This window comes from Pseudomonas sp. NBRC 111131 (genome assembly GCF_001320525.1).
Taxonomy (GTDB): domain Bacteria; phylum Pseudomonadota; class Gammaproteobacteria; order Pseudomonadales; family Pseudomonadaceae; genus Aquipseudomonas; species Aquipseudomonas ceruminis.
The window spans coordinates 1-22,545 of the sequence record NZ_BCBH01000011.1 but is presented as its reverse complement, the minus strand read 5'-3'; the positions used below and the strand labels follow the sequence as shown (position 1 = coordinate 22,545).

Annotated in this window: 19 protein-coding genes and 2 pseudogenes; 11 read left to right on the top strand and 10 right to left on the bottom strand. The window is 59.7% G+C overall.

All coding sequences use genetic code 11. From position 1 onward, the window contains the following. Window positions 1–13: 13 nt before the first annotated feature. From glyA to lipA, 3 genes and pseudogenes are all read left to right on the top strand, one after another. A pseudogene (gene glyA / locus APH34_RS12545) lies at window positions 14–1,107 on the top strand (serine hydroxymethyltransferase); the annotation flags it as partial. A gap of 220 nt (window positions 1,108–1,327) precedes the next feature. Beyond that, the gene (gene gcvT, locus APH34_RS12540; RefSeq protein ID WP_009684891.1) at window positions 1,328–2,452 is read left to right on the top strand and encodes a glycine cleavage system aminomethyltransferase GcvT; all 1,125 of its coding nucleotides are present in this window, start codon (window positions 1,328–1,330) and stop codon (window positions 2,450–2,452) included. A 4-nt stretch (window positions 2,453–2,456) separates the two neighbouring features. Continuing rightward, window positions 2,457–3,404: a lipoyl synthase gene (gene lipA, locus APH34_RS12535; protein WP_099815951.1), complete on the top strand. Its 948-nt coding sequence runs from the start codon at window positions 2,457–2,459 to the stop codon at window positions 3,402–3,404. Window positions 3,405–3,501: 97 nt separating this feature from the next. Here lipA and APH34_RS12530 read toward each other — a convergent pair whose 3' ends face one another. The 4 genes from APH34_RS12530 to APH34_RS12515 are packed head-to-tail and all read right to left on the bottom strand — an operon-like array spanning window position 3,502 to window position 6,716. After that, a complete protein-coding gene (locus APH34_RS12530; protein ID WP_009684893.1) occupies window positions 3,502–4,302 on the bottom strand; it encodes an alpha/beta fold hydrolase in 801 nt (266 codons plus the stop codon). Window positions 4,303–4,335: 33 nt separating this feature from the next. Next, on the bottom strand, window positions 4,336–5,670 hold the full coding sequence (brnQ, locus tag APH34_RS12525; protein ID WP_016486888.1) for a branched-chain amino acid transport system II carrier protein: 1,335 nt from the start codon (window positions 5,668–5,670) through the stop codon (window positions 4,336–4,338). Window positions 5,671–5,697: 27 nt separating this feature from the next. Beyond that, window positions 5,698–6,000: an AzlD family protein gene (locus APH34_RS12520; protein ID WP_033690795.1), complete on the bottom strand. Its 303-nt coding sequence runs from the start codon at window positions 5,998–6,000 to the stop codon at window positions 5,698–5,700. Then, window positions 5,997–6,716 (bottom strand): AzlC family ABC transporter permease, encoded by a 720-nt coding sequence (locus APH34_RS12515; RefSeq protein WP_009684896.1) that lies wholly within the window; start codon window positions 6,714–6,716, stop codon window positions 5,997–5,999. The genes APH34_RS12520 and APH34_RS12515 overlap by 4 nt, the downstream gene beginning before the upstream one ends. A 118-nt stretch (window positions 6,717–6,834) precedes the next feature. Here APH34_RS12515 and APH34_RS12510 point away from each other — a divergent pair, with 118 nt between their 5' ends. Then, on the top strand, window positions 6,835–7,299 hold the full coding sequence (locus APH34_RS12510) for an Lrp/AsnC family transcriptional regulator (protein ID WP_009684897.1): 465 nt from the start codon (window positions 6,835–6,837) through the stop codon (window positions 7,297–7,299). Window positions 7,300–7,404: 105 nt separating this feature from the next. On the opposite strand, the gene APH34_RS12505 is transcribed toward APH34_RS12510, so the two are convergent. The 6 genes and pseudogenes from APH34_RS12505 to APH34_RS12480 all read right to left on the bottom strand — a co-directional run bounded on the left by APH34_RS12505 (window position 7,405) and on the right by APH34_RS12480 (window position 13,620). After that, window positions 7,405–8,175 carry an SDR family NAD(P)-dependent oxidoreductase gene (locus APH34_RS12505; protein ID WP_009684898.1) on the bottom strand — a complete coding sequence of 257 codons (771 nt, stop codon included), beginning with the start codon at window positions 8,173–8,175 and terminating at the stop codon, window positions 7,405–7,407. Then, window positions 8,172–8,989 (bottom strand): annotated as a pseudogene (locus APH34_RS30340) (NAD(P)H-quinone oxidoreductase). The gene APH34_RS12505 and the pseudogene APH34_RS30340 overlap by 4 nt, the downstream one beginning before the upstream one ends. Then, window positions 8,986–9,690: an ABC transporter ATP-binding protein gene (locus APH34_RS12495; protein WP_009684901.1), complete on the bottom strand. Its 705-nt coding sequence runs from the start codon at window positions 9,688–9,690 to the stop codon at window positions 8,986–8,988. Before APH34_RS12495 ends, APH34_RS30340 begins: the two are co-directional and overlap by 4 nt. After that, window positions 9,677–11,455, bottom strand: coding sequence for an ATP-binding cassette domain-containing protein (locus APH34_RS12490; protein WP_009684902.1), 1,779 nt, complete (start codon window positions 11,453–11,455; stop codon window positions 9,677–9,679). Before APH34_RS12490 ends, APH34_RS12495 begins: the two co-directional genes overlap by 14 nt. A gap of 10 nt (window positions 11,456–11,465) precedes the next feature. Continuing rightward, a complete protein-coding gene (locus tag APH34_RS12485) occupies window positions 11,466–12,344 on the bottom strand; it encodes a branched-chain amino acid ABC transporter permease (RefSeq protein ID WP_009684903.1) in 879 nt (292 codons plus the stop codon). Window positions 12,345–12,408: 64 nt separating this feature from the next. Then, window positions 12,409–13,620: an ABC transporter substrate-binding protein gene (locus APH34_RS12480; RefSeq protein ID WP_009684904.1), complete on the bottom strand. Its 1,212-nt coding sequence runs from the start codon at window positions 13,618–13,620 to the stop codon at window positions 12,409–12,411. 197 nt (window positions 13,621–13,817) lie between these two features. Here APH34_RS12480 and APH34_RS12475 point away from each other — a divergent pair, with 197 nt between their 5' ends. The 7 genes from APH34_RS12475 (at window position 13,818) to APH34_RS12445 (ending at window position 22,458) form a co-directional block, all read left to right on the top strand. Beyond that, window positions 13,818–14,855 carry a substrate-binding domain-containing protein gene (locus APH34_RS12475; protein ID WP_016486890.1) on the top strand — a complete coding sequence of 346 codons (1,038 nt, stop codon included), beginning with the start codon at window positions 13,818–13,820 and terminating at the stop codon, window positions 14,853–14,855. 46 nt (window positions 14,856–14,901) lie between these two features. Continuing rightward, on the top strand, window positions 14,902–15,810 hold the full coding sequence (locus tag APH34_RS12470) for a LysR family transcriptional regulator (protein WP_009684906.1): 909 nt from the start codon (window positions 14,902–14,904) through the stop codon (window positions 15,808–15,810). Between the two features lie 182 nt (window positions 15,811–15,992). Next, window positions 15,993–17,426 carry an aldehyde dehydrogenase family protein gene (locus APH34_RS12465; protein ID WP_054901352.1) on the top strand — a complete coding sequence of 478 codons (1,434 nt, stop codon included), beginning with the start codon at window positions 15,993–15,995 and terminating at the stop codon, window positions 17,424–17,426. 5 nt (window positions 17,427–17,431) lie between these two features. Next, window positions 17,432–18,250 (top strand): shikimate dehydrogenase, encoded by an 819-nt coding sequence (locus APH34_RS12460; protein ID WP_016486891.1) that lies wholly within the window; start codon window positions 17,432–17,434, stop codon window positions 18,248–18,250. Next, window positions 18,243–19,838 carry a GMC family oxidoreductase gene (locus APH34_RS12455; RefSeq protein WP_009684909.1) on the top strand — a complete coding sequence of 532 codons (1,596 nt, stop codon included), beginning with the start codon at window positions 18,243–18,245 and terminating at the stop codon, window positions 19,836–19,838. The genes APH34_RS12460 and APH34_RS12455 overlap by 8 nt, the downstream gene beginning before the upstream one ends. A gap of 229 nt (window positions 19,839–20,067) precedes the next feature. Then, complete coding sequence (locus APH34_RS12450; RefSeq protein WP_052960499.1) at window positions 20,068–21,447, top strand: nitrate/nitrite transporter; 1,380 nt, start codon at window positions 20,068–20,070, stop codon at window positions 21,445–21,447. A 48-nt stretch (window positions 21,448–21,495) separates the two neighbouring features. Next, window positions 21,496–22,458, top strand: a complete 963-nt coding sequence (locus APH34_RS12445) for a cyclase family protein (protein WP_016486894.1) — start codon at window positions 21,496–21,498, stop codon at window positions 22,456–22,458. The last annotated feature ends 87 nt before the right edge of the window (window positions 22,459–22,545 follow it).

Below are 22,545 nucleotides of genomic sequence, written 5' to 3'. Positions count from 1 at the left end.
CAAGGAATTTCCCATGTTCCACAAAAGCCTCACCCTGTCTGATTTCGACCCTGCACTGTTTGACGCCATCCGTCGCGAGACGCAGCGCCAGAAAGACCATATCGAGCTGATCGCCTCGGAAAACTACACCAGCCCCCAAGTGATGCAGGCCCAGGGGACCGAACTGACCAACAAGTACGCCGAAGGCTACCCGGGCAAGCGTTACTATGGAGGCTGCGAGCACGTCGATGTGATCGAGCAACTGGCCATCGACCGTGCCAAGCAATTGTTCGGCGCCGGCTACGCCAACGTTCAGCCACACTCCGGCTCTCAGGCCAATGCCGCCGTGTACCTGGCCTTGCTGCAACCTGGCGACACTATCCTCGGCATGAGCCTGGCCCACGGCGGTCACCTGACCCACGGCGCCAAGGTCTCGTCCTCCGGCAAGCTTTACAACGCCGTGCAATACGGCATCGACGCCAATGGCCTGATCGACTACGACGAAGTCGAGCGCCTGGCTGTCGAGCACCAGCCAAAGATGATCGTCGCCGGCTTCTCCGCTTATTCGCGAACACTGGACTTCCCACGTTTTCGCCAGATCGCCGACAAGGTCGGCGGCTGGCTATTCGTCGACATGGCCCATGTCGCCGGCTTGGTCGCCGCAGGCCTGTATCCAAACCCGCTGCCATACGCCGACGTGGTCACCACCACCACCCACAAGACCCTGCGCGGCCCCCGTGGCGGCCTGATCCTGACCAAGGGCGAGCCAGAGCTGGAGAAGAAGCTCAACTCGGCGGTATTCCCCGGCGGCCAGGGCGGCCCGCTGATGCATGTGATCGCGGCCAAGCAGTGTGCTTCAAGGAAGCCCTCGACCCCAGCTTCAAGGACTATCAGGCCCAGGTGATCATGAACGCCCAGGCCATGGCACAGATCTTCATCCAGCGTGGCTATGACGTGGACTCCGGTGGCACCAACAACCACTTGTTCCTGGTCAGCCTGATCCGTCAGGGCATCACCGGCAAGGACGCCGATGCTGCCCTCAGCCGTGCCCATATCACCGTGAACAAAAATGCGGTACCCAACGACCCGCAGTCACCGTTCGTGACCTCGGGCCTGCGTATTGGCACCCCGGCGGTCACCACCCGCGGCTTCCGGGAGGCGGAATGCCGTGCACTGGCGACGTGGGTGTGCGACATCCTCGACCACCTCGGCAATGCCCAGATCGAGGCCCACGTGGCGAAGCAAGTCGCGGGGCTGTGCGCGATGTTCCCGGTCTACCCAGCCTGATCCATCGAGACGGCCAGCAGCACGCTGGCCGTCGTCTCTACCGAATGCCTGGAGTCACCCCATGTCCACTGAAACACTACAAAAGACACCGTTGCACGCTCTGCACCTGGAATTGGGTGCGCGCATGGTGCCGTTTGCCGGCTACGCGATGCCGGTCCAGTATCCGCTGGGCGTACTCAAGGAACACCTGCACACCCGCGAGCAGGCCGGCCTGTTCGACGTCTCCCATATGGGCCAGATCTGCCTGCGCGGCGTGGATGCCGGCAAGGCGCTGGAGCGCCTGGTGCCGGTGGATATCGTCGACCTGCCGGTGGGTATGCAGCGTTACGCGCTGTTCACCAGCGCCGACGGGGGCATCCTCGACGACCTGATGGTCGCGCGGCTGGCGGATGACGAGCTGTTCCTGGTGGTCAACGCCGCCTGCAAGGAACAGGACTTGCGTCATCTGCAGCAGCACCTGGAAGGCCTTTGCGAAGTGGAATCGCTGTTCGACAGCCGAGCCTTGCTCGCCCTGCAGGGGCCGGCGGCGGCGCGGGTGCTGGCGCGCCTGGCGCCGGAAGTGACCGGCATGACCTTCATGCAGTTCGCGCCGCTACGCCTGCTGGGTGTCGATTGCTATGTCAGCCGCTCGGGGTATACCGGCGAGGACGGCTATGAAATCTCGGTGCCGGTCGAGGCGGCGCTGATGCTGGCCCGCTCGCTGCTGGCCGAGCCCGAGGTGGCGGCCATCGGCCTCGGTGCGCGCGACTCGCTGCGCCTGGAGGCGGGGCTGTGCCTGTATGGCCACGATATGGAAACCCGCACCACGCCGATCGAGGCCAGCCTAGCTTGGGCGATTTCCAAGGTACGACGTGCCGATGGCGAACGTGCCGGCGGCTTCCCCGGTGCCGAGCAGATCTTCGCCCAGCAGCGCGATGGCGTGGCCAGCAAGCGCGTCGGCCTGCTGCCGAAGGAGCGGGTGCCGGTGCGCGAGGGCACGCTGACCGTCAATGCCCGCGAGGAGGTGATCGGCCGCGTTACCAGCGGCGGTTTTGGCCCGAGCCTGGGCGGGCCACTGGCCATGGGTTACGTGCAGAGCGAGCAGGCGGCGCTGGACAGCGAAGTCTTCGCCCAGGTGCGCGGCAAGCTGGTGCCGATGCAGGTAGTGCGGACGCCGTTCGTTGCGCAGCGTTACTACCGTGGCTGAGGTCATGGCTGTGCAGACAGGGGTGAAGCTGCGTGGCGCCGACAAGGTGGCGCGGATTCCGGTGAAGATCCTGCCCACCGAGGATGTGCCACGCAAACCGGACTGGATCCGCGTGGAGATCGCCGCCTCGCCCGAGGTGGCACGAATCAAGGCGTTGCTGCGTAAGCACAAGCTGCACAGCGTCTGCGAGGAAGCCTCGTGTCCAAACCTGGGGGAGTGTTTCTCCGGGGGCACGGCGACCTTCATGATCATGGGCGATATCTGTACGCGGCGCTGTCCGTTCTGCGATGTCGGGCACGGTCGGCCCAGGCCGCTGGATGTGGACGAGCCGCGTAACCTGGCCACCGCGATTGCCGATTTGCGCCTGAAATACGTGGTGATTACGTCGGTGGACCGCGACGACCTGCGCGATGGCGGTGCGGGGCATTTTGCCGAATGCATTCGCCAGATTCGTGCGAAGTGCCCTGGGATCCAGCTGGAGACGCTAGTGCCGGATTATCGTGGGCGAATGGAGGCGGCGTTGGCAATCACCGCCGAAGCGCCGCCGGATGTGTTCAACCACAACCTGGAGACGGTACCTCGCTTGTACAAAGCAGCGCGGCCGGGGTCGGACTTCGAGTGGTCTCTGGATTTGCTGGAGCGGTTCAAGCAGTTGGTCCCGGAGGTGCCGACCAAATCAGGCCTGATGCTCGGGCTAGGGGAGACGGACGAGGAGGTGATTAAGGTGATGACGCGGATGCGTGAGCACGGGGTGGATATGCTGACGCTGGGGCAGTATCTGCAGCCGTCGCGCAGTCACTTGCCAGTGCAGCGATTCGTGCATCCCGACGTGTTTGCCTGGTTTGCCGAGGAGGGGGCGAGGATGGGCTTCAGGCATGTAGCTTCTGGTCCGTTGGTGCGATCTTCCTACCATGCAGATCAACAACTCGGGAATGTTCACCCAGTTCGCTAAAGGCCCGCTGGAACCCTTTCGCTGTAAGGGTTCCAGCGCAGCTGCCAATGCGTTCGGTGAGAGTTGTGGAACCACCGGATAGCAAGCGTGCACGGCGCTAGTACAGGTGTCCGGCTGACTTAGCAAGGAACACGCTCGTAGCCGCGAGTACTTGGTCTGGGTACTCCCTATGCGGCAGGTGCCCACAGTTTTCCAGCATGTGCAAAGTAGGCGCTCGGCTTATCCCAGCACACAAACGCTCGGGATGATGCCGAGTCCCATACTCGTCGCGGTCTCCATGTAGAACCAGCGCTGAGCACTGTACCTGGGCCAGTTGCCTATCAAGGTTCCACTGCCGAAATTCCTCCGAGAGCCAAGTATCGACCCAACTGCGCAAAACCCACTCAGCTTTCTTTCCATGGTACTGCTGAAGTCGTTCCATCTGGCCAGGCAGGGCAAACCGCCGCGCTGCGGAACGGATACCGTCAAGGATCGCGTTGTCGACTGCAGCTTGGGCGGACTCGGTAATCAGTCCGTGGCATGCTTGCGGATGGGCGGCCGCGCAGCCAACCGCCATGCCGCCGCCTACGCTATGGCCGAAAACCACGAATTGGCTTAGTTGGAAGTATTCACGCACTGCTTGAAAATCACCGTGAGCTTCATCCTCGATGAAGCTCGGTGTCAGATTGACCAAGCAAGCGCTAGAGCGCCCAAAACCAAGCCGGTCGTAGGCGATCACCTCGCGCCCACAAGACTGGGCCAACCGCAGCGGAAAATCGCGCCACAGTTCCACACACCCTAGTGAATCGTGCAGAAGCACGATTGGAACCCCGCGTGATTTCCGCGGACTCCAACACTCTGCATACAAATGACCTCGTGGCGTCTCGATCCTGTGTGACTGCTTGGCAATGTCGGTCATACCCGTGCTCCGTTCAAAAGGTAAATCACTTGGTCAGGCCGACTCCGGCGACAGAGAAGATGAGCGGGTTTTCGCTCCTTTGTACAGGTCGTAAACAGTTGCGACGAAAAATATGGCCAAGGAGGGCAGTAACCAAGCAAGGCTGGCGTTAGCCAAGGGGAGTTGACTGACCCAGAGCAGAACACTCGGTGGCAGTAAACCCGCTGCCATGCATGCGTCGATAAGGCCGAAACCCAGTGCGCAAGCGGTTACCGGTATCAATACCCGCGCAGGGCTGTTGAGGCGAGAGCTAATCAGGCTGAGCAGAATGATTGCGATGCAAGGCAGGTAGATTGCGGTCAGCACCGGTACAGACACCGCGATCAGTTGGGTAAGTCCCACGTTGGAGACAGCGAAGGAAAATCCAGCGAGCAGCGCTGCCAGTGTGCGGTAACCGAGCGGCAAGAATTTGCTGAATGCTTCTGCGCATGCGCAGGTCAGTCCAATCGCCGTTACCAGGCAGGCGATGGTGATCAGGAATGCCAGGAGCCAGTAGCCGACTGCGCCGTAGGTATGCAGTACATAGGCATTGAGCACCTGAGCACCATTGTCGGCATGATCGACGAGCCCGCCTGCATGAGCCCCCAGTTCGAAAAGGCTGGCGTAGACCAGGCTTAGACCCACACCGGCAATCAACGCTGCGATGACGCTGTATTTGAACAGCTGCCGCGGCGCATGGATGCCGCGATGTTTCAAGGCGTTCACTACCACTGCACCGAATACCAGTGAGGCCAATGTATCCATGGTCAGGTAGCCTTCCGTAAGCCCTTTACTGAAGGCCTGGGTATCGAACGGTGGCTCAGCAGGACCTTGTGGACCCGCAGTCCAGATGAATGCTCCAACACCGAGGATCGCCAAAGCAGCTACCTTGATCGGCGCAAGGCAGCGGCCCACCGAGTCCAACAGCCGGCCGGGATACAGGGATACCGCCAGGACCAAGGCAAAATAGAGGGCGCTGTAAGCGAACAAGTGCGCAGGGCTGTTGCCGAGCCACGGTGCTACACCAACCTCGAATGACACGGTAGCGGTGCGCGGAGTAGCAAACAGGGGGCCAATACACAGAAAACAAACGATTGCCAATGTGCGCGCAGCCAGTTTCCCCAGTGGCGCGCACAGCTTGTCCATGGAGCCTTCAAATCGAGCCAGAACGACAATCGCGAGTACCGGCATGCCTACGGCAGTGATGAAATAGCCTGCGGCGGCGGTCCATACCTGGTCACCCGCGCTCAGGCCGATCATAGGCGGAAAGATGATGTTACCGGCGCCGACAAAAAGCGCAAAGGTCATGAAACCGAGAGCTAGCAAGTCTCGCTTGGAAAGATTAACCATTGGGATTTTCTTCAGAAAGGTGAACGTTCAGCTCGGCAAGGCCGTTCGCAGAGCAGCAGTGACAACGATGGCGAATACCACCACCGGGAAGAAGGAGTAACGGGTGGCCGCAACTAGGGTGAGGCCCAAGGCAATCAGGTCAGACGGCTGTCCACTGACGAATTTTGGCGCGATCACTGCAATCAGCACACAACCGGGGGCTGCCTCGAGCACCTGGGTGAGCTGTGGGCCGATGACCCGTTTACGCAACAGCAGAAAACCCATGATGCGAGTCAGGTAAGTGACGACGGCCATCCCAAGGATGGTGACCAAGGTGGTGATATCCATCATGGTTTGGCCCACAGGTAGGCGCTGACCAGTCCTGCAACGGTGCCAGCCAGCACATACCAGCCACCGGGGATCAACAGATAAAAGAGTGCTGCAGTGATTAGACTGAAGAGCCAGGGCAGGGCGGCATGCACACCTTTCCACATGCCCTTGAGCAGTACCAGAAAGACTGCCGCGAAGGCCATGTCGAAGCCGTAGCCATGCAGGTCGCCCAGCAGCGGCCCTACCAATGCGCCGAGGGTGGTAAAGCAGACCCAAGTGCCCCAGAGGCACAACGAAACGCCCATGTAATAGCGCAAGCTGAAGCCTGCGCGTCGGCGCGCATCGGCCAGGCCCATGGCCCAGCTCTCATCGCACATGAAGAACAACGCGCCGAGCGCCTGCCTCAGCGGCAAATCCCGCAGGTAGGGTGCCAAAGTCGCGCCCATCAGCAGGTGTCGGCTATTGACCAGCAAGGTCATGGCTACGATCACCAGGATTGCCGGAGGTGATGTCCAGAGCTCGATAGCGGCGAATTCCGAGCCGCCGCCAAAGTTCAAGCCGGTCATCAGCGCGACCTCGCCTGCAGCAAGACTGCGTTGCGATGCCTGGGCGCCGAGCACCAAGGCAAAGGGAATGAAGCCCAGCAGAACGGGTACGGCAGCTATTGCTCCGCGGCGCAAATCGTCGTTGGGTGTTGTGGCTGGGGGATCACTCAGAGCAGGTTCAATGACATTCATACGCACCTCCGTTGGAGGCAAATTATTTCAATTTGTCGCTGAAATTTGCTTGCGTAATTGCATGATCAGCATGAGCATTTAGCATCCAGTTTCAGAATTTTCCTATAGCGAGAATCCAATGCCAATCAAGCTAGATGCTATCGATCGCCGCATCTTGAGCGCCCTGCAGAGAGATGGTCGCCTGCAAAATCAGGAGCTTGCCAAGCAGGTCGGGCTTTCCCCATCGCCATGCCTGCGTAGGGTCCGCCTGCTGGAGGAATCTGGCGTGATTGAACGCTACGTGGCGCTGGTGGACCCGGCGAAAGTGGCGCTAGGGCTGACTTTGTTCGTCCGGGTTTGGCTCAAGCGCCAGGACCAGGCCACCACCGATGAGTTCATCAACGCCGTCCGCCAGTTACCGCAAGTGGTGGAGTGCCACGTGATGGCAGGCGATTGTGATCTCATGCTTAGAGTAGTGGCAGCAGACCTGGAGGCTTATCGACGCTTCCAGATCGCTCATTTGACAAGCCTGGACGTGGTGCAAAATGTCAAAACCGAGGTTCCAATGGAAAAGATCAAGCTCACTACCGAACTGCCGGTGTAAGTTGTGGCCTCGATTTTATTGCGGGCGTTTTGAGCCGATGCCGACAAGGTCCGCGAGCCACCGAAGCCGGCAGCCCGCGTTATTTGATAACGCGTTGGAAAGTAATTAACGCATAAGCCAGCCACCTGCCACATCCAGCACCTGGCCAGTGATAAATGCGCTATCTGGCGCACTCAGATAGCACGCCGCGTCGGCGACCTCACACGGCTGCCCCAGCCTGAGCAACGGCGTATCGGCGATCACTGCTTCATTGGCTGCGGAGGCAACCGTCTTCAACAGAGGGGTTTCGATGCGCCCAGGTGCCAGAGCATTGGCCGTGATGCCATAGGCACCGAGTTCTCCGGCCAGGTGTCGGGTAAAGCCAATGATGGCCGCCTTGGTAGCGCTGTAGTGTGCTGCGACCAAAGGTAGGTACGCACTGCCTGCCACCGAGGACATGTTGATGATGCGGCCGAAGCGTTGCTCGACCATCGAGGGCGAAAGCAAACGTGACAGGTTGAACGCGCCGTTCAGATTTACCGCAACCACCTGCTGCCATTCCGTTGGGCTCATCTGCCAGATCGGGGCAGGCTTGCCCTCATGCTTTGGGGAAATTCCCGCATTGTTGATGAGCGTATCCACGCGACCGATTTCCTCAGCCAGCAGCGCACAGGCATGCTGGCATTGTTCAAAGTCGCCAACATCTGCAGCTTGCCAGGCAACGTGGAAGCCCTGGGCGCGCAGTGCTTCACCTTGTGCTTGCACGGCTTGCGGGTTGAGGTCGAGTAGCGCAACGCGGGCACCTTCTTCGCAATAGCGTTGTGCGATAGCCGCGCCGATACCGCTTGCCGCGCCTGAAACCAGAACATTTCTACCGCTGTGACGTCCTGCAATCATGGGTTTATCTCCAACATTATCTTGCCGATGTGACGACTGGTCTCCATCAGCGCATGAGCTTGTGCGGCCTGATACAGAGGGAAAGTAGAGTGAATAACCGGCAGGCAGAGACCGGAATCGAGCAGAGGCCAGACGTGGACCTGCAAAGCGTCGGCGATCGCCTCCTTCTCTGCTTTGGGTCGGGCGCGAAGTGTCGAGCCGGTAAACGTCAGGCGCTTGAGCATGATCGGCATGACGTTCAGGTCCACCTGGCTGCCTTCGAGGAAGGCGATTTGCACAAGCCGGCCTTCCACGGCCAGCGCATCGATATTTCGTTGCAGGTAGCTACCCCCGACCATATCGAGGATCAGGTTGACCCCCTTGCCTGCGGTTTCGGCGTCGATCACCTCGACGAAGTCTTCTTCGTGGTAGTTGATGACCCTGCTGGCGCCTGCGCTACGACAGGCCTGTAACCAACGGGAACCCGCAGGCAATGCGCGGCCGGTGCACAACAGTACTCGGCATAACCGCCCCCCGGCGTGAGTGCACAGACGTGCGTGCCAACCTGCACGTTCTGTACGCCAGCGCCGACAGCCACGACTTCACCGGAGACTTCCAGGCCCAGGTAAGGTGAAGCATCAACAGGGGGCGGATAGCTGCCGGAGCGTTGCAAAATGTCCGGGCGATTCACGCCGGCATACGCAACCCGGATCAGCACTTCGTCAGCGGCCGGGGTCGGGATGTCAGCCTCGGTCAGATGCAGGCAAGCAGCACTGCCTCCTGGGCGGTGTTCAATCAACAGCATCTTCTGCTCCATAGTCTGCCGCTCCTTCATAGCCCCAGGTACGCCCGCTTGACATGGGGATTCTCCAGCAGTTCTTGCCCTGTGCCTGTCAGGGTGATGCTGCCGTTCTCCAGCACGTAGCCGCGATGAGCGACACGCAGGGTATGGACGATGTTCTGCTCGACGATCAGTACCGTGGTACCCAGCGCGAGGATCTTGTCGATGATGCCGAACACTTGGGAAACCAGCAGCGGCGACAATCCCAGAGACGGCTCGTCGAAAATCAGCAATTTGGGATCAGACATCAGCCCGCGTGCGATGGCGACCATCTGTTGCTCACCACCCGATAGTGAACCGGCATGTTGCTCCAATCGCTCACGTACCCGCGGGAACAGCTCCAGCACTTGTTCCAGGCGTTGCTTGACCGCAGGCCGAGCGGCCTTTTTATAGGCTCCCATCAGCAGGTTGTCGCGTACGCTGATGAACGGGAACAACTGGCGCCCTTCGGGAATCAGCGTGACGCCGGCAGCGACAATCTCGTCAGGGGCACACCCGTCGAGGCGGCGGCCTTCGAATTCGACCGTGCCGAGAGAGGGGCGGATCAGGCCGCAGAGGCTGCGAAGTGTTGTGGTCTTGCCGGCTCCATTCGCGCCTACCAAGGTCACCACTTCACCCGCCTTGACCTCGAGAGAGACGCCTCGCAGGACCTCCGTATTGCCATAGCCAGCATGGATGTTTTCAAGCCGCAGCATGGTCGTACTCCTTGCCCAGATAAGCTTCGATGACTTGCGGATTGGTCACCACAGCTTGTGGTTCGCCATCCATCAGTACCGCGCCGGTACTGATCACCACGATGCGGTCGGACAAGGTCATGGTTGCCTGCATGATGTGCTCGATCATCAGCACACTGACCCCCGTGTCACGCACACGGCGGATGATCTCGATGGCCTTGCCGACATCGGTGGGGTTCAGGCCCGCCATGACTTCATCCAGCAGTAGGACGCGCGGGCGCGTGGCCAACGCACGGGCCATTTCCAGGCGTTTCATGCCACCGACCGTGAGGTTGCGTGCGCGGGTGTCGAGCAGTGGGCCAAGGTCGGTGAGGGCGGCAACCTTGGTGGCGATCTGCCGGGCTTCGACGGGGTCGCGGGTGTGCATGAATGCGCCGAGCATGATGTTCTCGCACACGCTCAGGTCAGCGAACGGCTGCACGATCTGGAACGTACGGCCAATGCCGGCCACGGCGAACTGCGCAGGGCTGGACGGCGTTACCCACTGACCGGCTGCCGTGCGTACCTTCACCTGGCCCGAGGAGGGCTGGATAAATCCCGAGAGTTGGTTGAACACGGTGGTCTTGCCGGCACCGTTGGGGCCGATCACACCCACGATCTCACCCTCGTTGAGGGTCAGCGACACGTCGTTGGTCGCGTGCAACCCGCCGAAAAACTTGTGCAGGTTTTCCGCGACCAGAATCGGTTGGCCCGTATGCTTCGACGGCTGGGATACCGGGCGTGCTGCGGCTGGCGGCACGGTGTTGGGCTTGCCGCCAGGTAGCCGGTCCACCCACGCACTGACCCTCTGCCCGAAGCGCCCTACCAGGCCTTGTGGAATTGTCAGGACAAAGGCTACCAGCACCAGTCCATAGACAAGCCCGTGTACGCCGCTGCCGGCGTCGCCTAGCCAGCCACGTGCAAGCTCTGCCAGCGGCAACACGATCAGGGTACCGATCAGAGGCCCCGACAAGGTCCCAAGGCCTCCAATCAGGGCGAACATGGCGATCTGGATGGACAGCTCCAGCGAGAACATGGCACCAGGCTCGATGAAGGTCAGGTACATGGCGTGGAAGCTTCCGATCAGGCTGGTCAGCGCCGCGGACAACGCCACGGCGATCAGTTTGACCTTGACTGCGTTGACGCCCACGGCCTGGGCTGCGTCCTCGCGCTCGCGTACAGCGATCAGGTAATAGCCCAGGCGCGAATGCTTGATTTTCCACGAAACCAGCAAGGTGATTGCAAGGAAACCGAATGCGATCAACAGGTAAGGCCAACGTGCGCGGAACAGCATCCACTCCGCCCCCAGCTTCAGAGGCACGGCCAGGCCCGCAGCGCCGCCGGTGAGGTCATGCTGATTGATGACCAGCAGGCGCACTACCTCCAGTACAGCAATGGTCGCTAAGGCGAAGAAAGGCCCACGCAGTCGGAAGCAGGGCCAGCTGATAACTACGGCCAGCACGGTGGACACGACCGCGCCCACAAGCATGCCGAGCCACGGGCTCATGCCGAGGTGCAGCAGCAGGAGGGTGCTGACGTAGGCGCCGGTGCCATAGAACACCGCATGGCCCAGGGACAGCTGGCCTGCGAAGCCGCCGACGATGTTCCAGGCACTGGCCAGTGCTGCATAGCTGCAGATCAGGATGAACAGGTGGAAGACAAAGTTCGAGCCCGCCGAGAACGGGATGATCAGCAACAGCGACAGCGCTGCAAAGCTGAGGTAGATGCGCGGATGAAGAAAGTTCATCGGTTAGCTCCTATTCTGAGCCACGCCCGGCACCGAACAGACCGGTGGGGCGGAAAATGAGAATCGCCAGGAAAATCAGGAAGTACACGACTTCCTTGAGGTCAGGGGCGATGTAATAGCCAGCCAGGCTGTCGACGACGCCGATCAGCAACGAACCAACCAAGGCACCGGAGAGGCTGCCAAGTCCACCTAGCACCACGATGACGAACGCGGTGAGGACGAAGAAGGTGCCGAAGGTCGGAAACACCGGGTACTGCGGCGCGATCATCGCCGCCGCCAGCCCCAGGCAGGCGCAGCCCAGGCCAAAGGCGAAGATGTAGATGCGGTTTACGTTCACCCCCATGAGCAACGCGGCATTGCGGTGCTGTGCCGTGGCGCGCACGGCGCGCCCCAGGAAGGTGTTGTGCAGGAACCAGTGCAGGCCGCCGACCAGTGCCAGCGAAACCATGAACGTCAGTAACTGGCCGGTGTTAGCCCGCAGCGGGCCGACGGCCAAACTGCCGGCCCCCACACCGCTCGGATTGCTCACGGTGAGCACATCGGCACCGAATACCATCAGCGCAGCGTTCATCAGGGCGATCGACACCCCAACCGTGGCGAAGATCTGAATGTGCCCTTCGGCGGCCAATAGGGGTTGGATGATGAAGCGCTGCATGCCCGCGCCCAGCACAAACAGCAGCGCCACTGCAGGAATGACCGTGGCGTAGGGGTGCAGGCCGAAATGCACGTTCATCAGGTACACCGCGTACATGCCGATCATCAGGAACTCGCCATGGGCGAAGTTGACCACCCGGACGATGCCAAAAATCAGCGTCAGACCGATGCTGATGATGGCGAGCGTGCCACCCAGCAACACACCGTTCAGCAGAAGTTGCAGGAAGATATCCATGAAAGGTCCTCATGCGCAGGCGGCGCGCCACAAGCACGACGCGGGCCTGCGTACAGCGTGTGGGTCAGGGCTGGCTGGCCAGAGTGGCCTGGGCAACGGCGGCGGCTTGGGGATAGACGGTTTTAAGCACGCCCTGCTGCCACTGCATGATGGTGGTTTGTGCGCGCTCGTTCTGGCCATTGGCAGCGAACTTCGCACCGATGTTCGCGGCGGTCTGACCGATCGGAATGTCGATCGTCTTTACCGCTTCGCGGATGTCTTCGGCATCGAGCGATTTGGCGCTGGCCATGGCATCGAGGAATACCTTGGCGCCGACATAGTTGATCAGGCTGTGGCCTGAGCGCGGCTCGCTGCCGTAGCGTGCGCGATAGGCTTCGGCGAAGGCAGCGATGCCCGGTGCACCGGCCTCGTTGGTCTGGAACTGCGGGAAATCGACGTCCAGTACGCCTTCGATGTTCTGCGCGCCGACCACCTTGACGGTGTCCTGCATGGAATAGCCTCCACCGGCACCGATGATGGCCTTAGGCGCAAAGCCGGCTTCACGGATCTGTCGGAAGAACAGGGTGGTGTCGTTCTGGTAGGAGGTTTGCAACACAACATCGGCGCCAGCGCCTTTGAGGCGCAGGATAAGTGACGAAAGGTCGACGGCTTTGGCGGAGTAGGGCAGCACCTCCACCACTTGCAAGCCTTCCTTGGCCGCCAACTCTTTCTGGAAGTTGGCGATGGTCGTGCCGTACAGCGCGTCTTCATGAATGATCGCAATCTTCAGGCTCTTGGCATCAACCTTCAGTTGAGGAGCGACCAGTTGGGTGATGGCGGTGATGGTGCCTTCGGCGAAATTACGAGCGGTGGGGTTGCTGCGATAAACGTTTTGAAGCCCACGATCGGTGATGTTGTCGGCCACGGCTCCGAGCTCGAAATAAGGAATGCCGGCCAGCTCGGTCACTTGCGTGGCGGCGAAAGACAATGCCGAGGAGTAACTGCCGAACACCGCAGCGACGTTGTCGCTGGAGGTAAGCCGGCGAGCGGCGCTGACCGCTTGCGCGGCATCCACTGCATCGGCCTTGATCAGCTTGATTCGCTCACCGTTGAGGCCGCCAGCGGCATTGCGCTGCTCCACGGCCAATTCGACCCCGCGAAAACTCTCATCGCCCAGCAGTGCGAGGGCTCCGCTGAGTGGGTAGAGGGCACCTATTGGCACATCGGCATGTGCGGTGAGCGAGACTGACAGGGTAAGGGCAGCAAGGCCATTGATGGCCCAGGGCATGATTTTCATTGTGTTGCCTCCTGGTGTATCAGCCATGCCGCATGGATTTGAACCGGTTCAATTACAGGGTCAAAAAAAACGCCTGGCAAGGCGTGGGCTGCGTGGCTGTGGTCTTATTGTTGATTCAGGACGACTTTGTTCATAAATGAACCGGTTCATTTTTAAGTCTGGTGATACACTGCTGTCAAGCAGGAGTTACCACCACCATGACAAAAAACGACAAACCAAAACTGCGCGACGTGGCACGTCTGGCCGGCGTTTCACTGGGCAGTGCTTCTCGTGCCTTGTCCAACCCGGACCAGGTCAAACCAAGCACGCTTGCCAAGGTCGATGCGGCTGTACGGCAGCTGCAGTATGTGATGGACGGCGCTGCGCGAGCCCTCGCATTACGGCGTACCTTCAGTGTCGCTGCGATCTTCCCCACATTGAACAACCCGATCTACGCTGACTCGATCCAGGCGCTGCAGCAGCGGCTCAATACAAGTGGCTACCAACTGATCATTGCCTCGCACGAGTACGATCGTGAGCGAGAGCTTTCCAGTGTGCGTAACTTTATCGAAAGAGGTGTGGAAGGGATTTTCCTGGTGGGCACAGACCATGATCCTGCGGTGTTCGAACTGTTGCAGCGATCACAGCGCCCCTACGTCCTGATGTGGTCGGTGGATGATTGCCGTGAACACTGCGCGGTGGGCTTCAGCAATGTGCGGGGAGGCGAGTTGATCGCGGACCATGTGCTTGCGCTAGGCCACCGGGACGTTGCAATTCTCACCGGACAGCGCCAGTACAACGAGCGTGCCAGGTATCGAATCGAAGGGGTGCGTAAACGCTTTGCGCAGATGGGGCTCGATATTCCTGAAAACCGGATCATCGAACAGCCATTCAGCCTTGACGGCGGACGCGCCGGTTTCGAGCAGGTGTTTGCCATGCAACCGCGACCGACTGCGCTGGTTTGCACCACAGACCTGCTGGCGCTGGGGGCCTGCGAGCAAGCTAAACGTCGGGGAGTCTGCGTGCCGACGCAGATGACCATCACCGGCTTCGACGACATCAGTTTCAGCGCGATTGCATCGCCCTCATTGACCTCGATCAGGATCCCGATTTTCGAAATCGGGCAACTCAGCGCCGACATGATGATTGCGCAGGTCGAAGGTATCCAGATTGAGCGGGTTGTCGAACTGGACATTTCACTGGTCACGCGCGAAAGCAGCGCGAGTCCAAGTGTTGATCTGCCAAACCGTAAATAGCGCTTGAACTGAGGCACTCACCTTGGACAAAGAAAACTACGCGCAGATGCTTGCTTTTTTGTGGGCCTATGAGCATCGGAGCTTCTCGGCCGCTGCTCGGGCCAATGACCTGTCGCCATCAGCGATCAGCAAACTTGTCACTCGCTTGGAAGATCGCCTTTCAGTACGCCTGTTTCAGCGCGGGAGCCGAGCCTTGACGCTAACCGAGGAGGGGGCGGTCTACCTGACCAGTGCCCGTGCGGTCATGGACGCCATGGCGGAAGCCGACTCCCTCGCCGAGCTTTTTCCTGGCCGGCTAAGCGGAAGTTTGCGCATCCATACGATGGCGACGTTCGCCAAGCATCAGATCATACCTTGGCTGCCAGACTTCCTGGCTGATCATCCGGATCTCTCGGTGACCATCGAGGTGGGCGCGCAGTATGTTGATCAGTTCGATCACGGCCTGGATGTTGCCATTCACAGTGGTGTATTGCCTGATTCATCGCGCGTTGCCAGACGTATTGGTGAGGCCCAATGGATTACCTGCGCTGCTCCTTCCTACCTGGAGAAGCGTAGTCGGCCGCAAACGCCTGCCGACCTGCTCGAACACGATTGCTTCCACTTCGCGTTCAACAGCCCCTGGAACATCTGGAGCTACGAGCACGCTGGCGAGACAACGATCGTTCCCATCAAGCCCCGTTCGACATTCACACAAGGGGACTTGCTGCGCTCGCTCGCGTTGAATGGTGGCGGCATTGTTCGACTCGCCGATTTCCATATCGGTAAGGACCTGAGAGCCGGGCGATTGCTGCCGGTGCTGGAGTCTTATCAAAGCCGCATCGCGCAGCCGATTTATCTGATCTACCCAAACCGCAAGAATGTCAGTCCCCGTATCAGGGCCTTTATCAAGGCGATGGAGCAGCATATCGCGCTGAATCCCTGGACGATCCAGCCTCCAGCAAAGGCGAAGCGTTAACAAAAAAGGGGGAGAACCCTGCCTGTCATACTTGCGGTCCTGTGAACTCAGGGAAAACCCCCTTTGCCGTGGAGTCACAACTCGCCTGCGACCTGTTCGATTAAGGTGTCGTCAGTGCCCCGGATAGCATTTCGTAGCTGCCGGACGCGACTGTCCAGACACTCTGTCAATCGGAATAGGCTATGAACAAGAACTACATTGCTGGCCAGTGGGTCGAGGGTGCGAGTATCAATCGCAATATCAACCCATCGGATATCACCGATATCGTCGGCGAATACGCTAGGGCCGATACCCGCCAGGCTGAGCTGGCCGTAGAGGCTGCGCATGATGCGCAACCCACCTGGGCCCGGATGAGCGCTGAACAGCGTGGCGATGCCTTAGACCGGATCGGCTCCGAGATACTCGCACGCAAAGAAGAACTCGGCTTGCTGCTTTCACGGGAGGAGGGCAAGACGCTAGTAGAGGGCGTCGGCGAGGTGGTCCGCGCCGGCAGGGTGTTCAAGTTTTTCGCGGGCGAAGCTCTGCGTCTGTCGGGCGAACGCCTCGCAAATATTCGTCCGGATGTCGAAGCCGAAGTACGGCGCGAGCCTGAAGGCGTAGTGGGCATCATCACTCCTTGGAATTTCCCCATTGCCATCCCCGCCTGGAAAATTGCGCCGGCATTGGCATATGGCAATGCGGTGGTGTTCAAACCGGCAGACCTGGTACCCGCTAGCGCCTGGGCCCTTGCGGAGATCATAAGCCGCGCAGGTCAGCTCCCGGCAGGTGTTTTCAACCTGGTCATGGGCCCAGGCTCCCAGGTTGGCAATGTGTTCGCCAAGCATCCCAAGGTCAGGGCGTTGTCGTTCACCGGGTCAACCCAGACTGGGCGTTCCATCGGCCTCGAATGTATGGCGCGGGGTGCCAAGGTTCAGCTTGAGATGGGCGGTAAGAATCCACTGGTAGTGCTCAACGATGCCAGCCTCGAGCAGGCTGTCGAAGTGGCGGTGCAAGGCGCGTTTTTCTCGACAGGCCAGCGTTGTACTGCCTCAAGTCACTTCATCGTCGAAGACGCCATTCATGATCGTTTCGTAGCTGCTGTCGTCGAGCGGCTGGCGATGCTGAATATCGACAACGCCACCAAAGCAGGTACGGACATTGGTCCCGTCGTCTGCGAAAGCCAACTGCAGCAGGACTGCGATTACATCGATATTGCCACCCGCGAGGGCGGGCGTCTGGTTTTCGGTGGCGAACGTGTAGTGCGAGCAACTCAGGGCTACTACCTGAACCCGGCACTGATCGTCGACACCGAAAATCATATGCGGATCAACCGCGAGGAAGTGTTCGGGCCAGTCGCCAGTGTGGTTCGCGCCCGGGATTACGATGATGCCCTGCGCCTGGCCAACGATACCGAGTTCGGCTTGTCGTCCGGCATTTGCACCACTTCGCTCAAGCACGCCAGCGACTTCAAGGCACGCTCCACGGCCGGCATGGTGATGGTCAATGTGCCAACGGCGGGGGTCGATTACAACGCTCCTTTCGGCGGGCGCAAAGGCTCCAGCTATGGTGCACGGGAGCAAGGCCCGTTCGCCCGTGAGTTCTATACCGCCATCAAGACCACCTATACACAGGCCTGAGCTCCATGCGCGAACCATCGAATACTCAAAAAATCACCGGAAATACACGGCTCTTTGCCATCGTCGCCGACCCCATTGTGCATGTGAAAACACCAGAAGACATGAACGCACTCATGCGGTCCTGGGGGCATGACAGGGTGATGGTGCCCATTCATGTCGACGAGACTCAGCTTGCTACCGCGGTCGATGGCCTGCGGGCCCTGCAGAATCTGGACGGGTTTGTGGTCACGGTCCCACACAAGAGCGCCATCGTGCCGTTGTGCGACAGCTTGTCACCGGCGGCTCGCCAAGTGGGCGCGGTAAATGTCGTACGTCGGGATGCCGAAGGGCGGCTGCATGGTGACATCCTCGACGGAGTCGGGTTTGTCGCCGGCCTGCGCAACGCGGCGATCGAGCCTGCCGGCAAGACGGTTTATCTCGCTGGGGCCGGTGGCGCCGCGCAAGCGATCGCCTTTGCCCTGGCTGAGGCCGGCGTGGCACTGCTGACAATTGCCAACCGCACCGAGGCCAAAGCACAGCAACTGGTGACCCGCCTCGCGGGATTTTTCCCAGATGTATCTTTCAAGCTGGGGGGCAGGGACCCTTCTGGGCACGACCTGGTGGTGAACGCTACCTCGATGGGACTGCGCGATAGCGATGATTATCCGTGCGAGGTTCAGCGCCTGACCCCGGAGCAAACCGTGGCGGAAATCATCATGCAGCCTGAACATACCCCCTTGCTGGTTGCGGCTGCCGAGCGCGGCTGTCGGGTCCATCCGGGGCGGCCAATGCTGCAGTCCCAGATCGCGCTCATGGCCGCGGCGATGGGAGCAACCCATGAATAACTACGACTATGTCATCGTCGGTGGCGGCACCGCCGGTTGCATCCTGGCCAACCGCCTGACTGCATCAGGCAAACACAGTGTGCTGGTGCTGGAAGCAGGCGGGGAGCCCAATGGCCGTTGGATCCCGATTCCGGCTGGGTTCAGCAAACTGATGGTGGACAAACGTTTCAACTGGGACTTCAAGACCAAACCTGAAGCCGGCACCTACAATCGTGAAATCGCTGTGCCCCGCGGGCGAGGCCTGGGTGGTTCGACGTTGATCAATGGCATGATCTACGTGCGCGGCCAACCAGGCGACTATGACGCATGGGCAGAATCAGGCGCCAAGGGTTGGAACTTCGAAACACTCAAACCTTACTTCAGAAAGATCGAGAATTATGCATCGGGGGATGAGACGCGTGGGCACCAGGGCCCCATGCACATCCACCAGGTCAGCGAGCGTTTCACGCTGTCCACCGCTTTCCTGGAAGCAGCTGCGCAGGATGGTCATCCTCACAATGCTGACTACAACGGCCGGGATCAGACCGGTTTTGGCTACTACCAAGTGGCGCAAAAAGATGGGCGGCGCTGGAGTGTAGTCGACGGCTACCTCAAACCGGCCAGGTCACGGGCAAATCTGCACATCGTCCTCCATGCGCATGTACTGCGGGTCGACGTGCAGGGGAAACGCTGCACGGGCGTAACCTATGTACACAATGGTGAGCAAGTCAGCATCAAAGCCAATGCTGAAGTCATTCTTTGCGCCGGTGCCATCCAGTCTCCGCAGTTGCTGGAATTGTCCGGCATTGGCCAGCCGCAGGTGCTGCTCGCCGCTGGTGTACCACTCAAGCACGAGCTACGCGGGGTCGGGGAGAACTACATCGACCACTTTGCTACCCGCATGAACTGGCGCATGAAGAACGTCGTGACCTTGAATGAGCTGGCACGTGGCTGGCGGCTGGGGCTGGCAGTGACCGAATACTTTACCCGGCGAACCGGCATCCTGACGCTGGGAACCGGCCTGGTGCATGGGTTCATCAAGACCGACCCAGGCTTGCCTACGCCGGATATCCAGTATTTCTTCGTGCACGCCAGCTATGCCAATGCTGCGAATCGGATATTGGACAAGCATCCTGGCATGACCATCGGGGTCAGCCAACTGCGGCCCAAGTCGATTGGTTCGGTGCATATTGAAAGCAGTGACCGAAACGCGATGCCGGCCATTCGTCCCAACATGCTGGCTGCAGACGAAGACCAGCGCTGTATTGTCGAGGGCATGAAGATCGCGCGTCGGATCGTCATGCAGCCAGCCATGGCCCGCTTCGTCGAGGAGGAAACCAGCCCTGGGCTGCAGGCGCAGTCAGATGAACAATGGCTGGAGTTTGCCCGCAAGACAGGGCAGACCATCTACCACCCTCTGGGCACCTGTCGGATGGGCGAAGACGCAAGCGCAGTCGTCGACTCGCGACTTAGGGTGCATGGCTTGCAGGGGCTGCGAGTGGTCGACGCCTCGGTGATGCCTTCCATGGTTTCAGGGAATATCCAGGGCGCGGTAATGGCTGTGGCGGAGCGGGCGGCGGATCTGATCCTTGAGGACTATCTGCCCTAGTTCCCGTGCCAAATGGCAGGCGTAACGCAAGGAGCCTGCCAAGTTGCCGTGCCGCACAGGCAAAGCGGGTTTGCTCTGGGCAGCGATGCTCTGTGCATGCCTGTCGGCATAAGCTTGAACACACTCGTTTCCACGCACCAGGCGTGCTGAGTGAGAGGTTCATGCACCCTCGTGCATGAGCGGGCCAGGAAGCCAATAAATAACAATAATCAAATATCGGAGCTTTCTAATGGAACTTCGCAGCGACCCTCAATCCGCTGTTGGCCTTTCTACAAAAAAAATACAGGGCGCCGGCGCTGTCTCCTGGGGCGCGATGCTGCTGCTCTGGCTGGTGTATGCGCTGGACGCCAATTCACGGCACCTGTTTTTCATGGTGTTGCCTTCAATCACCAGCGAGTTCAAAACCAGCGCTGAAATGGCCGGGTTACTGGCGGCGGTCATCACCATCTCGACATCGTTGCTCGCTGTGCCACTGATGGTATGGGTGGATAAAGGTGGTCATGGCTGGCGGCGCAAATATCGGCATTTGCCTATCGTATTCGCCTATACGCTGTTCACGTTCCTGACGGGCTTCAACTTCCTCACCGCTTCATTGGGCGTGCTGGTGTGCTTGCAGATCCTTTCCCATGCTTTTGGCGGGGTGGGCGAGGCCGTGGAGGTCACCTCCCTGGCCGAGTGGTGGTCCAAGGAGCGTCGCGGCTTCGCGCTCGGTCTTCACCACACGGGTTACCCGTGGGGCACGTTGATTGGTGGTGTGGCGATCAGTGCGCTATTGAACGCCTACGGCCCGGAAAACTGGCGCTATGCGTTCTTGCTGTTCCCGATTCCCATGATCATCGTATTCACCTTGTACTGGAAGTTCAGCACGGCAGCGCGCTATCGAAAATTTACGGCGCATGTCGCCGCCGTTGGTGAAACCGCACCGAGTCTGAGCGATACACCTGCAATCCCGCAAAAAGGTGTGCTTAAGGACGTCCTGCGAAACCCCAATATCAGCGTCATTGCCCTGATCTCGATGTTCGCAATAGTCGGCTACTTCGGCATCAGCTTCTGGTTGCCGCAATACCTCGCGTTCGTTGCGCATTACAACTTTGCCCAAGCCGCAGCGTACTCTGTGCTCTTCACTATCACGGGTGGGATCGGCCAGATCCTGTGGGGATGGCTATCGGATCGAATCGGTCGAAAGTTGAGCCTGGTGATCGTCTTTCTCTGGCTGGGCGTGGGCATGTATCTGTTCCGCTATACCTCGGTCAGCCTCGGGTGGCTGATCGGCGTGCAGTTGTTTGCCGGTTTCGCCATGAATGCGCCCTACACCTTGCTGTATGCGATCGCATTCGACTCAGCCAAACCCGGCACGACTGGCTTGGCAGGCTCGGTGGTTAACGCAGGCATTTACGCGGGTGGTTTCGGCCCGCTGCTGATTGGTTTGTTCATTGGGGCCGGAGGCGGTTTCGAGCAGTCCGCAGGTTATCACCTTGCCCTGGTGTTCATCTCAGCGCTGATGTTCGTGGCGGCACTGTTGACGGCACTGTTCACCCGGGAAACGGCGGGTTGGTTCAAGCGTTATGACCGGTCGCTGGTCAGCCGCAGCGCGTGCAACATGAGTTGAGACGCTCCCTATTCTGATTGATGGTCACAACAACAAACGAGAACAATCATGTCCGATAAAAAAGTACCTCACGTACGTGAACTGCTTAAAGACGCTCCGCGCAATTGGGGTAAGTGGGGCGCTGACGATGAAGTCGGCTGTCTGAACTACCTCACTGCCAAGGAAGCCTTGGAGGGTGTCAGCCAAGTCCGGCAGGGGAAGACCTTTACCCTGCAGGTTCGTATTGGCGATGAGAAGGGCGATCCGGTTTGGCCAGGACGTACTCCGGCGCGGCGTATGAACATCATGGATCGCGGGCACTACAACTGTGGAAAAGGACCGCATTTCCCAGGTTGCTACGAGTATGCTGACGATGTGATGTTTTTCCATCTGCAGGGCTCAACGCAATATGACGCCCTTGGCCACGTGTGGTACGACGATCAGATCTGGAACGGCTACGATGCAGACACCACCATCGGCGGGCTGGCGAAGGCCAGCGTCGCACCGATTGGGGAAAAGGGCGTCGTGGGGCGTGGGATTCTCATCGACATGGCGCGCTTTCGCGACAAGCAGGTGTTGGCACCAGGGGAAACCTTCAATCACGAGGATTTGATGAACGCCGCTGCCGCTCAAGGCGTCAAGATCCAGAAACGCGACATTCTGCTCATTCGTACAGGATGGATCGGTTCGTTCTACTATCGCGACAGCGAAGAGTTCTACAAAGACTTCATCGAACCGGGACTGACCTATAGCCCGGAGCTTGTGCAATGGTTCCAGGACATGGAAATTCCCAACATCGTGACTGACACCATTGCCAACGAAGTAACCGTCGACCCGGTTTCCGGCGTCGCGTTGCCACTGCATAACGCATTGATGCGTAATCTTGGTATTACCCTGACAGAGATTGCGCAGTTGGATCCGCTTGCCGCCGACTGTGCCGAAGATGGGCAATGGACTTTCTTGTACACCGCTGCGCCGCTGAAGGTAGTAGGGGGGACTGGCGCACCGGTCAATCCGATCGTAATCAAGTAGCCTGCGTTGGGGCGCCATAATGGCGCCCTCGCGCTAGAGTCATCTATGCGCAGAACGCAATGCTGAGTGCGACTCGCGCGGGGTTAA

Bases quoted from the DNA above. Each gene is read 5' to 3' on its own strand.
- brnQ (WP_016486888.1), bottom strand. From the start codon at position 5,670: ATGGTTAATCTTTCCAAGCGAGACTTGCTAGCTCTCGGTTTCATGACC.
- APH34_RS12445 (WP_016486894.1), top strand. From the start codon at position 21,496: ATGTCCGATAAAAAAGTACCTCACGTACGTGAACTGCTTAAAGACGCT.
- APH34_RS12515 (WP_009684896.1), bottom strand. From the start codon at position 6,716: ATGAATGTCATTGAACCTGCTCTGAGTGATCCCCCAGCCACAACACCC.
- APH34_RS12455 (WP_009684909.1), top strand. From the start codon at position 18,243: ATGAATAACTACGACTATGTCATCGTCGGTGGCGGCACCGCCGGTTGC.
- APH34_RS12485 (WP_009684903.1), bottom strand. From the start codon at position 12,344: ATGGATATCTTCCTGCAACTTCTGCTGAACGGTGTGTTGCTGGGTGGC.
- APH34_RS12475 (WP_016486890.1), top strand. From the start codon at position 13,818: ATGACAAAAAACGACAAACCAAAACTGCGCGACGTGGCACGTCTGGCC.
- APH34_RS12520 (WP_033690795.1), bottom strand. From the start codon at position 6,000: ATGATGGATATCACCACCTTGGTCACCATCCTTGGGATGGCCGTCGTC.
- APH34_RS12470 (WP_009684906.1), top strand. From the start codon at position 14,902: ATGCTTGCTTTTTTGTGGGCCTATGAGCATCGGAGCTTCTCGGCCGCT.
- APH34_RS12480 (WP_009684904.1), bottom strand. From the start codon at position 13,620: ATGAAAATCATGCCCTGGGCCATCAATGGCCTTGCTGCCCTTACCCTG.
- APH34_RS12465 (WP_054901352.1), top strand. From the start codon at position 15,993: ATGAACAAGAACTACATTGCTGGCCAGTGGGTCGAGGGTGCGAGTATC.
- lipA (WP_099815951.1), top strand. From the start codon at position 2,457: ATGGCTGTGCAGACAGGGGTGAAGCTGCGTGGCGCCGACAAGGTGGCG.
- APH34_RS12490 (WP_009684902.1), bottom strand. From the start codon at position 11,455: ATGAACTTTCTTCATCCGCGCATCTACCTCAGCTTTGCAGCGCTGTCG.
- APH34_RS12450 (WP_052960499.1), top strand. From the start codon at position 20,068: ATGGAACTTCGCAGCGACCCTCAATCCGCTGTTGGCCTTTCTACAAAA.
- APH34_RS12510 (WP_009684897.1), top strand. From the start codon at position 6,835: ATGCCAATCAAGCTAGATGCTATCGATCGCCGCATCTTGAGCGCCCTG.
- APH34_RS12530 (WP_009684893.1), bottom strand. From the start codon at position 4,302: ATGACCGACATTGCCAAGCAGTCACACAGGATCGAGACGCCACGAGGT.
- APH34_RS12505 (WP_009684898.1), bottom strand. From the start codon at position 8,175: ATGATTGCAGGACGTCACAGCGGTAGAAATGTTCTGGTTTCAGGCGCG.
- gcvT (WP_009684891.1), top strand. From the start codon at position 1,328: ATGTCCACTGAAACACTACAAAAGACACCGTTGCACGCTCTGCACCTG.
- APH34_RS12495 (WP_009684901.1), bottom strand. From the start codon at position 9,690: ATGCTGCGGCTTGAAAACATCCATGCTGGCTATGGCAATACGGAGGTC.
- APH34_RS12460 (WP_016486891.1), top strand. From the start codon at position 17,432: ATGCGCGAACCATCGAATACTCAAAAAATCACCGGAAATACACGGCTC.